This window comes from Streptomyces sp. NPDC098781 (assembly GCF_044759995.1).
In the GTDB taxonomy this organism is placed as follows: Bacteria; Actinomycetota; Actinomycetes; order Streptomycetales; family Streptomycetaceae; genus Streptomyces.
Genome location: NZ_JBIWAK010000011.1, coordinates 34,218 through 44,094, shown reverse-complemented (window position 1 = coordinate 44,094; position 9,877 = coordinate 34,218). Strand labels below are relative to the sequence as shown.

Sequence of the window (9,877 nt, the reverse complement as noted above, 5' to 3'; positions counted from 1 at the left end):
CGCTCCCACGAGAGGCCCTTCATATGTGCGCCGCCAGGGACTCGAACCCCGGACCCGCTGATTAAGAGTCAGCTGCTCTAACCAACTGAGCTAGCGGCGCATGACTCGCGCCGGCCGCGTTCACTGGGCTCGCGGCTGGCGACGAAGAAAATACTACCTGGTCCGCGGGGGTGCTTCCGACCACGCGCGCGGGCGGGCGGTCAGGACTGGATCGCCAGGGACAGCAGCACCGGCGCGGCGTTCCGGTTCAGGGTGTCCGCCGCCTGGCGCAGCCGGTGGGCGTGCTCCACCGGGAGCGACAGCGCCAGGCAGCCCACCGAGGAGCCGGCGGTGATCGGGACGGCCGCGCACACCGTGCCCACCGCGTACTCCTGGAGGTCGAGGTGGGGGACCGTCGGCGGCTGGGACTCCAGACGGGAGAGCAGCACCTTGTCGCTGGTGATCGTGCGCGAGGTGAGGCGGGCCATCTTGTGCCGGGAGAGATGGTCGCGCCGGCCGTTGTGGTCGAGCTGACCGAGCAGGCTCTTGCCGATCGCGGTGGCGTGCGCGGAGAAGCGGAAGTCGACCCACTCGTTGACCACCGGGGTCGCCGGGCCGGCCGCGAACTGGTCGATCTTGATCTCGCCGTCCACGTACCGGCTGATGTAGACGGCGGCGCCGACCGAGTCCCGCAGCCGGTCCAGGGTGTGCTGGAGGTTGTCGCGCAGGGCCTGCTCGCGGCCCTGCGCGGAACCGAGGCGGGCAAGAGCGTCGCCCGTGACATACGTCCCGTCCGCGGCCTGCTCGACGTACCCCTCGCGGCACAGCATCCGCAGGAGGCCGGTCAGGCGCGCCAGGCCGATGCCCGTATGCCGGGACAGCTCGGCGTCGGTGACTCCGGTGCTGTGCCGCGCCACGGTCTCCAGGACGCGCAGGGCGTCCTGGACCGAGTGGTACGGCGTCGTCGACTCGTGCTGCGTCGCCACGGTTCCCCCTGCGGTCGCACGTCGCTTCTCATCGGACCGGGTTCGAGTGAGTCAGTCTCCTTCACGATAACGGGCAAGAGGCTTGTAGTGAGCGGTTGTTGACGAGATTACGACGCCCTCAACTGCGGTGGTAGCACTCTGGCATATGCCAAAGTCATGAGCCCCGCACGGAGTCACAGCACAGCGCTGAGAAACTCCCGAGTGCGGTCGTTCTCGGGGTCGTTGAAGATTTTTTCCGGACTCCCGGACTCGATGACCCGGCCCGAGTCGAACATCAGCACCTGATCCGATATGTCCCGGGCGAAATTCATCTCGTGGGTCACACAGAGCATCGTGATGTCCGTGGTGCGGGCGATGTCCCGCAGCAGATCGAGGACGCCCGCGACCAGCTCCGGGTCCAGCGCGGAGGTCACCTCGTCGAGCAGCAGCACCTGCGGACGCATCGCCAGCGCGCGTGCGATCGCCACCCGTTGCTGCTGGCCACCGGAGAGCTGGGTCGGGCGGGCGTCGCACTTGTCGGCGAGGCCCACCATGTCCAGCAGCTCACGCGCGCGGGACTCCGCCTCGTCCTTGTTCATGCCGAGGACGGTGACCGGGGCTTCGGTGATGTTGCGCAGCACGGTCATGTTCGGGAACAGGTTGAACTGCTGGAACACCATCCCGATCTTCTTGCGGACCTCGCGGATCTGCTTCTCGGGAGCCGGGAACAGCTGCTCCCCGGCGACCCTGATCGTGCCCTCGTCGGGCTTGGTCAGGGTCATCAGCAGCCGCAGGATCGTCGTCTTGCCGGAGCCGGACGGGCCGATCAGGGTGACGTGCTTGCCGGACTCGACGGAGAAGTCGAGGCCGTCGAGGACCGTGTTGGACCCGAAGCGCTTGGTGACGTGGTCGAAGCGGATCAGTTCGCTGCCGTCCACCGGCGGGTTGGCGCTCGCGTCGGGATCTTTCATCAGAGGGGTGTCAGCGGACAAGGCGTCGCTCCAGGGCTCGTACGAGAAGGGAGGCCGGGTAGGCGATGAAGATGAAGGCCACACCGATGACCGTCAGGGGCTCGGTGAACTGGAAGGTGTCCTGCGCGAACAGCCGCGCCTCGCCGAGCATCTCCATGACCGTGATCGTCATCAGGATGGGTGTGTCCTTGAGCATCGCGATGACGTAGTTGCCGAGCGCGGGCACGACCCGGCGGATCGCCTGCGGGAGGATCACCACCCGCCACGTCCTGGTCACCGGCAGGTTCAGTGCCGTCGCGGCCTCCCACTGGCCGACGGGCACCGCCTCGATGCCGGCCCGGTAGACCTGCATCGTGTACGTCGAGTAGTGCAGCCCGATCGCGAAGACGCCGGTGGTCAGCGCGGACGCGGTGATGCCCCACTCGGGCAGCACGTAGAAGAGGAAGAACAGCTGCACCAGCAGCGGGGTGTTGCGGATGAACTCCGTGACCGCCCCTACCGGCCAGCGCACGAAGCGGCTCGGTGTGCGCATCAGCAGGGCCCAGACCAGGCCCAGCGCGAAGGAGATCAGCGAGCCGAGGGCCAGGATCTCCAGCGTGAGCAGCAGTCCGTCCCAGAAACGCGGCATGAAGTCGGCGACAGCGCCCCAGTCCCAGGTCATCAGAGGGCACCTCCCGCGCCGACGCCGGTCGTCTCAGGACGGTGCAGCTCCTGGTCGGGCGTGCGCCCGACGGACTTGCCGACACCGGCCTTGAGCTTGCGTTCCAGTCCCCGCATCCCTCGCGTGAGCAGGAAGGCGATGACGAAGTAGATCACCAGCACATACGTGTAGATCTCCGCGCTCTCCTGGAGTGCCAGCCGGACCAGGTTGGCGCTGAAGGCCAGGTCGCCCATGCCCATGACGGACACCAGGGCGGTGCCCTTGAGTAGTTCCACCAGCAGGTTGGTGAAGGAGGGGATCATCTCCGGTATCGCCTGCGGCAGCAGGACCAGCCGCATCCGCTGCCACGGCGTGAAGCTGAGCGCGATGCCGCCCTCACGCTGTGCCGGGTCCACGGAGTTGAGGGCGCCGCGCACGACCTCGGCGCCGTACGCGCCGTAGGTCAGCCCGAGCGCCAGCGTGCCCGCCCACAGCGGCACCAACTGCCAGCCGAACGCGACCGGCAGCACGAAGAACACCCAGAAGATCATGATCAGGGCGGAGGTCCCGCGGAACACCTCGGTGTAGACGCCCGCGAGGAAGCGGACGATCCACAGCCGGTGCGTGCGGGCCATGCCGACCCCGAAGGCGACCGCCGTGGCCACCAGTCCGCTCAGGACCAGCAACTGGACGGTGACCCATATGCCTTTGAGTACGAGTTCCCACAGTCCCGAGGTCATCCGCCGCACAGCTCCTTCGCGGTGAGGTCGGTCATCTCCGCCTCCGTGAAGCCGAAGGGCTTGAGGATGCGGTACAGCTCCCCGCTCTTCTTGAGCTTGTGCAGCTCGACGTTGAAGGCGTCCCGCAGGCTCGTCTCCGTCGGCCGGAAGGCGAACGCGCCCCCGTCGACGTGCGGTTTGCCCTCGACGAGCGGCGCGAAGGCCTTGGTGGCCTCCGCCTTCGACGACTTCTTGACGACCTCCCGGGTGGTCAGCGCCGTACCGGCGAAGACGTCCACGCGCCCCGCCTCGACGGCGTTCAGCCCCGCGACCTGGTCCGGCACGATGAGGATGTCGCTCTCCTTGTACCCCGCGTCGACGGCGTACTGGATCTCCGCGTATCCGGTCCCGGTGGCGAACTTGGCCTTCTTCTCGACGACGTCCTTGTAGTTGTGCAGGCCCTTGGGGTTGCCCTTGCGCACGATGAACGAGTCGAGCATCTGGTAGTCGGGGTCGGAGAAGATGACCTGTTCGCAGCGCTCGGGGTTGACGTACATCCCGGCGGCGACGACGTCGAACTGCTGGGAGTTCAGGCCCGGGATCAGCGAGCCGAACTCGGTCGGCACGGGCTGCACCCGGTCGATGCCCAGCCGCTTGAAGATGACCCGGGCCAGCTCCGGTGCCTCACCGGTCAGCTCGCCGTTCTTGTCGATGTAACCGAAGGGGATCTCCCCCGCGATACCGAGGCGTACGACGCCCGCCGCCTTCAGCCGGTCGAGCAGCTCGCCGCCTTCCTTCGTCGACGCCGTGGCCACCCGGGAGCAGCCGGCCGCCCCCAGCGCACCGAGCGCCGCCACCCCCGCGAGCAGCGACCGGCGCGTGGTCCCAGGTGTGTCTCTGTCGTTCCCATTAGGTGGAGCCATGGCGGCGCGGCTACCCGGGACCATGCGATGTATGCACCCTGGAATGCATGACTGAACGGTTCATCGAGGTGTCACTGGTCAAGCGTGGAATCCACTGCACGGCCAAGCTCCTGGACGATCGCGCCCCGCTGACCTGCGCGGCCGTCTGGGACTCCCTGCCCCTGGCCGGCGACGTCTACCACGCCAAATACGCCCGTAACGAGATCTACGCCCTCTTCCCGCCCTTCGCGGAGACGGAGCCGCCACTGGAAAACCCGACAGTTACCCCCATTCCAGGAGATCTGTGCTATTTCGCCTTCGCCGGAACGGAGTTGGGCACCAAGTCCTACGGCTACGACCGTGAGGTCCGCCCCGGCACCACCCTCGTCGACCTGGCCCTGTTCTACGAGCGCAACAACCTGCTGCTCAACGGCGACGTCGGCTGGGTGCCGGGCATCGTCTGGGGCCAGGTGACCGAGGGCCTCGACGCGATGGCCGAGGCCTGCAACGACCTGTGGCGGTCGGGGGCGCTGGGCGAGACGCTCAGCTTCCGGCGGGTGTGAGCCTGGCGATCCGGGCCTCGTAGAGAGCGTGGGCCGCCCGCAGGACGAGTTCGTCCCGGTGCCGGGCGGCCACGATCTGGAGGCCCACCGGCAGTCCGTCCCCGTCCGTGCCGACGGGGACGGTGGCCGCCGGCTGCTGAGTCAGGTTGAAGGGGTAGGTGAACGGCGTCCAGCCCGTCCACCGGCGATGCCCCGAGCCCTTCGGCACCTCGACGCCCGCCTCGAACGCCGTGATCGGCAGGGCCGGGGTGACCAGGAGGTCGTAGGTGTCGTGGAAGCGGCCCATGCGGCGGCCCAGTTCCATCCGGACGTCCACCGCGGCCAGATAGTCCAGCGCGCTCCTTCGGGCCCCGGTGCCGCAGATCTCCCTCAGGCCCGGGTCGAGCAACTCCCGCTGGTGCGGCCCGAGATGCTGGGTCACCCGGGCCGCCCCGGTGAACCACAGGGTGTGGAAGGCGTCCACCGGGTCGGTGAAGTCGGGGTCGGTCTCCTCGACGTACGCCCCCAGCCCCGCCAGCCGTTCCACCGCCCGCCGTACCGCTGAGGCGACCGCCGGGCGCACGGCCACCTGGCCGCCGAAGGAGGGTGAGTAGGCGACCCGCAGGCCGCGCACCCCGCCCGGCAGGGCCGCCCGGAACGAGGCCGGTGCCTGCGGAAGCGCCGACCAGTCGCGGGAGTCGGGGGTGCCGATGACGTCCAGGAGCAGGGCCGCGTCGGCCGCGTCGCGGGTCATGGGGCCGACGTGCGCCAGGGTGCCGAAGGCGCTCGCGGGGTACAGCGGGACCCGGCCGTACGTCGGTTTCAGGCCGAAGATGCCGCAGAACGCCGCCGGGATACGGACACTGCCGCCGCCGTCGGTGCCCAGGGCGAGCGGCCCCGCGCCGAGCGCCACGGCCGCCGCCGCGCCGCCGCTGGAGCCGCCGGCGGTGCGGGTCGGGTCGACGGGGTTGCGGGTGACGCCGGACAGCGGCGAGTCGGTGACGCCCTTCCAGCCGAACTCGGGGGTCGTCGTCTTGCCGAGGAAGACGGCGCCGTGCGCGCGCAGCCGGGCCACGGAGGGGGCGTCCTCGTCCCAACGGCCCGCCTCCGCAATGGTCTTCGAGCCCTTCAGGGTGGGCCCGCCGCGCATCAGCAGGATGTCCTTCACGGTGACCGGAACGCCGTCCAGCAGACCGGCCGGCTCACCGCGCCGCCAGCGCTCGGCCGAGTCCGCGGCCTGCGCCAGGGCCGCCTCGGCGGTGAGCCGTACGAAGGCGTTGACCTCCGGCTGGATCCGTTCGGCACGCTCCAGGGTCGCGCGGGTGGCGTCGACGGGGCTGAACTCTCCTTTGCGGTAGCCGTCGAGGAGTTGTACGGCGGTCAGTTCGGTGAGATCCGTCATGCGTCGCCCTCCAGCCGTAGACATCAGCGTCCGGGTACGTACCCACGCTGCTTGTCGACCACGTTCAGCAGCGGCCTGCCCGCCGCCCAGCGCTCGTACAACTCCACGAACTGGGTACCGAGTTCATCGCGCCAGCCGATGGTGTCCCCGCTCATGTGCGGGGAGACGATCAGACCCGGCAGCTCCCACAACGGGCTGTCGGGGCCGAGCGGTTCGTGCTCGAAGACGTCGAGCGCCGCCCCCGCGATCCACCGCTTGGTGAGCGCCTCGGCCAGCGCCTCCTCCACCACCAGCTGCCCGCGCCCCACGTTGATGAACCGGGCGGACGGCTGCATCACACCGAACCGGCGGAGGTCGAACATGCCCTGAGTCTGCTCGGTGAGCGGCGCGGCCGCGATCACCCAGTCGGCGCGGGCGATCAGCCGGTCGAGGTCGCCGGGGCCGTGGATGCCGGTCCGCGGGACCCGGCCGACCAGCGCGGTGGTGATGTCGAGGGCCTTGAGCGAGCGGGCGATCGTACGGCCGATGGGGCCGGACCCGACCACGCACGCGCGCGTGCCGGCCACGCGCTGCCCCTCGCGGTGCCGCCACTGACGGGACCGCTGGAGGTCCAGGGTCCGCGGCAGGTCCTTGGCCATCGCCAGCACCAGCGCGGCGACGTACTCGGCGATGGGCTGGTCGAAGATCCCGCGCGCGTTGGTGACCACGGTGTCCGACGCGGTCAGCTCCGGGCACATCAGATGGTCCACGCCCGCGCTCGCGGTGTGCACCCAGCGCGGCCGCGGTCCCTCGCCGGGCCAGGCGTGGCGCACGGCGTGCGAGGTGAAGTCCCAGACCAGGAGCACGTCGGCGTGCGGCAGCCGCTCGGCGAGGGTGGCCGGATCCGCGTGTTCGACACGGGCGCGACCGGTGAGGCGGCCGAGACGGGGGAGGGGTTCGGCGTCGAGGACGAGGAGCGTGGGCGGGGAGCCGGGCGAGGTCATTCGGGGTCGCTTCTCCAGGGTGTGCGAGGGCCGCTTCCGGGGGGTGTACGGGAGCCGTCCGACCGAGTTCCACTGCCGGGGACAGCCGTCTGACATGCGAGGTTTGACCACGCTCGCACCCGAACCTACCTTCGTCAACACGGGCGTACACACGGTCCGTTGCTCACCCGTATCTCGTAGTGAGGACGGTGCCTGCCATGGACGCCATGGACATCTCCTTCCTCGGCGGCCCCCGCCCGCAGCGCGGTGTCGGAGTCGTCGCCCCGTTCGACTTCGCGCTGGACCGGGAGCTGTGGCGCTGGGTGCCGGACGAGGTCTCGCTGCATCTGACCCGCACGCCGTTCGTCCCGGTCGAGGTCAGCCTGGATCTGGCCCGTCTGGTCAGCGAGCACGAGACGCTGGGCGACGGCGTCCGCACCCTCACCGCGATCTCTCCCGAGGTCGTCGCCTACGCCTGCACCTCGGGCAGTTTCGTCGGCGGTGTCGCCGGCGAGCGGGCCATGTGCGAGGCGATGACCCGGGCGGGCGCCATGCCGTCGGTCACCACCTCGGGGGCGCTCCTGGAGGCGCTCACCGAGCTCGGCGTGCGGCGGGTGGCGCTCGTGACGCCGTACACGGTGTCGGTGACGCGGGCGCTGGAGGAGTACGTCGCGGAGGCGGGGGTAGCGGTGACGGGATGCGCCTTCATGGGACTCACCCGGCACATCTGGAAGGTGCCCTACCGCGATGTGGCCGACATGGCGCGCAGGGCGGTGCGGGGCGCGGCGGACGCGCTGTTCATCAGCTGCACCAACCTCCCGACCTACGACGTGATCCCCCAACTGGAGGCAGAGCTGCGCATCCCGGTTCTCTCGGCCAACCAGGTGACCATGTGGGCTGCGCTGGGCAGGCTGGGTACTCGCGCGGTGGGGCCCTATCAGGCGCTGATCGACCCGGCGGCCCGGATCGACCCGGCGGCCAGGAGTGGGCCCGTGCTACCGGACGTGCCGGATGTTCCCGAGCAGGAACAGCAGTAGAAAGGGTGACATGACCGCTCTCGGATTTCTCTACCCTGGCCACTCCGCCGAGGACGACTATCCGCGCATCGAGCAACTGCTGGCCGGCGACATCCGGATCGACCTCGTGCACACCGACATCGGCGAGGACGCGCACCGGGTCGACGCGCTGCTGCGGATGGGCTCCGCCGAGCGGCTCGCGGCGGGCGTGGAGGCGCTGCGCCTGACGGGCGCCGAGGCGGTGGTGTGGGCGTGCACCTCCGGCAGCTTCGTCTACGGCTGGGAGGGCGCCCACGAGCAGGTGCGCACCCTCGCCGTCGCCGCGGGCATGCCGGCCTCCTCGACGTCCTTCGCCTTCGTGCACGCCGTACGGGAACTCGGCGTACGGCGGCTGGCGGTCGGCGCGACCTACCCGGACGACGTGGCGGCGCTCTTCGCCGAGTTCCTGCGGGCGGGCGGCGCGGAGGTGCTCTCGGTGCGCGGCTCCGGGATCATCACCGCGGCCGAGGTCGGGACGTGGGGCGAGGCCGAGCTCTTCGCGCTGGCCAAGGAGGCGGACACGGCGGAGGCGGAGGCGGTCCTGCTGCCGGACACGGCTCTGCACACCGTCGCCCACATCCCGGCCCTGGAGGCCGAACTCGGCAAGCCGGTCCTCACGGCGAACCAGGTCACCGTGTGGGAGGCGCTGCGTCTGACGGGCCGCCGTGTGAACGCGGCGGCGCTGGGCGATCTGTTCACCCGGGAGCCCATGGTCCAGGTCTGAGGGACGGCGCCGGGCCGCGGCGGGGCTGCCTGACGGGGCGGCCGGCGCGGGGCCGGACAGCGACTCGGACGGCGTGGCCCGGGCCGGACCGCGGCTCGGGCCGGACCCCAGCTCAGACGGCCGGGCCCGGTACGGACAGCAGCTCGGCGCCGAAGACCCGCTCGCCCCGCTGGACGCCGCTCACCCGCACCCGCCGCTCCCCGGCCGCCCCCGTGTCCGCCACGTCGGCCTCGATCCAGCAGGGTGCGTCGAGTTCGGCGTAGCGCGTGAACTCGGCGTCCAGCCCGAGCAGCAGAGCCCGGGGCCGCCCGGTCGCGGCACGGGCGGCCTGGCGGGCGGCCTCGATCAGCACCATGCCGGGGACGTGGTCCACGGGATGGTCGAAGTAGACCGCGTGCCCGGTGTCGACCCGCAGCTCCCACCGCGCCTCGCCGGGGACCGCTGCGGCGGCGAGCACGACGTGCTCCGGGCTCGTGTGCCCCACCTCGGCCGGGTCGACCGGCGCCGGGAGGGCCCGGCCGGTGGTCGTGGGGCGGCCGCCGCGCAGCCGTCGGTGGGCCGCGGGGCTGGTGCAGCTGAAGCTCGCGCCACCGGTCGCCACGGTCAGACCGGCGCGCCGGACGGAGACCTCGTAGCGCATGCCGGCGATGGTTCCGCCCCGGCGGACTATGTCGTGGCACCTGGTGTGCAGCTCTATGTCGGTCGGCGCGAGGTCGGCCTCGAACGCCGCCGCGGTGGCGGTGAACGACATGTCCCACATCAGGAACTGATGGCCGAACGGCACCCCGTACTCGGCGTGCGCCAGCAGCGATCCGATCTGTCGGATCGACTCGGCCAGGAGCAGCGGGTCCTGGTGGCCGCCCACCGGGGTGAAGAGCGCGTGGCTGCGCGGCCACTGGGCGCGGACCACGAAGGAGTCCTCGCCGTCGGCCTCCCAGCCGGTCAGGAACACCTCGGCCACGGACACGCGATGGACGTACTCGCGCGGGACCGTGGCGGTCAACCGCGGAACCCCG

At 70.7% G+C, this 9,877-nt stretch carries 11 protein-coding genes and 1 tRNA gene; 3 read left to right on the top strand and 9 right to left on the bottom strand.

Annotated elements, in window-relative coordinates; all coding sequences use genetic code 11:
* Nucleotides 1-26: 26 nt before the first annotated feature.
* From ACIQWG_RS35785 to ehuB, 6 genes are all read right to left on the bottom strand, one after another.
* Nucleotides 27-100: transfer RNA gene (locus tag ACIQWG_RS35785), tRNA-Lys, on the bottom strand.
* A gap of 100 nt (nt 101-200) precedes the next feature.
* On the bottom strand, nt 201-965 hold the full coding sequence (locus tag ACIQWG_RS35780; protein ID WP_404103640.1) for an IclR family transcriptional regulator: 765 nt from the start codon (nt 963-965) through the stop codon (nt 201-203).
* 173 nt (nt 966-1,138) lie between these two features.
* Nucleotides 1,139-1,915: an ectoine/hydroxyectoine ABC transporter ATP-binding protein EhuA gene (gene ehuA / locus ACIQWG_RS35775; protein ID WP_404103637.1), complete on the bottom strand. Its 777-nt coding sequence runs from the start codon at nt 1,913-1,915 to the stop codon at nt 1,139-1,141.
* A gap of 10 nt (nt 1,916-1,925) precedes the next feature.
* Nucleotides 1,926-2,576, bottom strand: a complete 651-nt coding sequence (ehuD, locus tag ACIQWG_RS35770) for an ectoine/hydroxyectoine ABC transporter permease subunit EhuD (protein ID WP_404103634.1) — start codon at nt 2,574-2,576, stop codon at nt 1,926-1,928.
* A complete protein-coding gene (ehuC, locus tag ACIQWG_RS35765; RefSeq protein ID WP_404103631.1) occupies nt 2,576-3,295 on the bottom strand; it encodes an ectoine/hydroxyectoine ABC transporter permease subunit EhuC in 720 nt (239 codons plus the stop codon). Before ehuC ends, ehuD begins: the two co-directional genes overlap by 1 nt.
* Nucleotides 3,292-4,221: an ectoine/hydroxyectoine ABC transporter substrate-binding protein EhuB gene (gene ehuB, locus ACIQWG_RS35760; protein ID WP_404103628.1), complete on the bottom strand. Its 930-nt coding sequence runs from the start codon at nt 4,219-4,221 to the stop codon at nt 3,292-3,294. The genes ehuC and ehuB overlap by 4 nt, the downstream gene beginning before the upstream one ends.
* Nucleotides 4,222-4,244: 23 nt before the next feature.
* On the opposite strand from ehuB, the gene ACIQWG_RS35755 reads away from it, so the two are divergent.
* Nucleotides 4,245-4,739, top strand: a complete 495-nt coding sequence (locus ACIQWG_RS35755) for a DUF3830 family protein (RefSeq protein WP_404103625.1) — start codon at nt 4,245-4,247, stop codon at nt 4,737-4,739.
* Here ACIQWG_RS35755 and ACIQWG_RS35750 read toward each other — a convergent pair.
* Nucleotides 4,720-6,120 (bottom strand): amidase, encoded by a 1,401-nt coding sequence (locus ACIQWG_RS35750; protein ID WP_404103622.1) that lies wholly within the window; start codon nt 6,118-6,120, stop codon nt 4,720-4,722. The genes ACIQWG_RS35755 and ACIQWG_RS35750 overlap by 20 nt on opposite strands.
* A 23-nt stretch (nt 6,121-6,143) precedes the next feature.
* Nucleotides 6,144-7,103 carry a D-2-hydroxyacid dehydrogenase gene (locus ACIQWG_RS35745; RefSeq protein WP_404103618.1) on the bottom strand — a complete coding sequence of 320 codons (960 nt, stop codon included), beginning with the start codon at nt 7,101-7,103 and terminating at the stop codon, nt 6,144-6,146.
* Nucleotides 7,104-7,309: 206 nt separating this feature from the next.
* Here ACIQWG_RS35745 and ACIQWG_RS35740 point away from each other — a divergent pair, with 206 nt between their 5' ends.
* Both ACIQWG_RS35740 and ACIQWG_RS35735 read left to right on the top strand, forming a co-directional pair.
* Nucleotides 7,310-8,119 (top strand): decarboxylase, encoded by an 810-nt coding sequence (locus ACIQWG_RS35740; protein ID WP_404104129.1) that lies wholly within the window; start codon nt 7,310-7,312, stop codon nt 8,117-8,119.
* Nucleotides 8,120-8,129: 10 nt separating this feature from the next.
* Nucleotides 8,130-8,861, top strand: a complete 732-nt coding sequence (locus tag ACIQWG_RS35735; RefSeq protein ID WP_404103615.1) for a decarboxylase — start codon at nt 8,130-8,132, stop codon at nt 8,859-8,861.
* Between the two features lie 112 nt (nt 8,862-8,973).
* Here ACIQWG_RS35735 and ACIQWG_RS35730 read toward each other — a convergent pair whose 3' ends face one another.
* A complete protein-coding gene (locus ACIQWG_RS35730) occupies nt 8,974-9,864 on the bottom strand; it encodes a ScbA/BarX family gamma-butyrolactone biosynthesis protein (protein WP_404103612.1) in 891 nt (296 codons plus the stop codon).
* Nucleotides 9,865-9,877 lie beyond the last annotated feature (13 nt).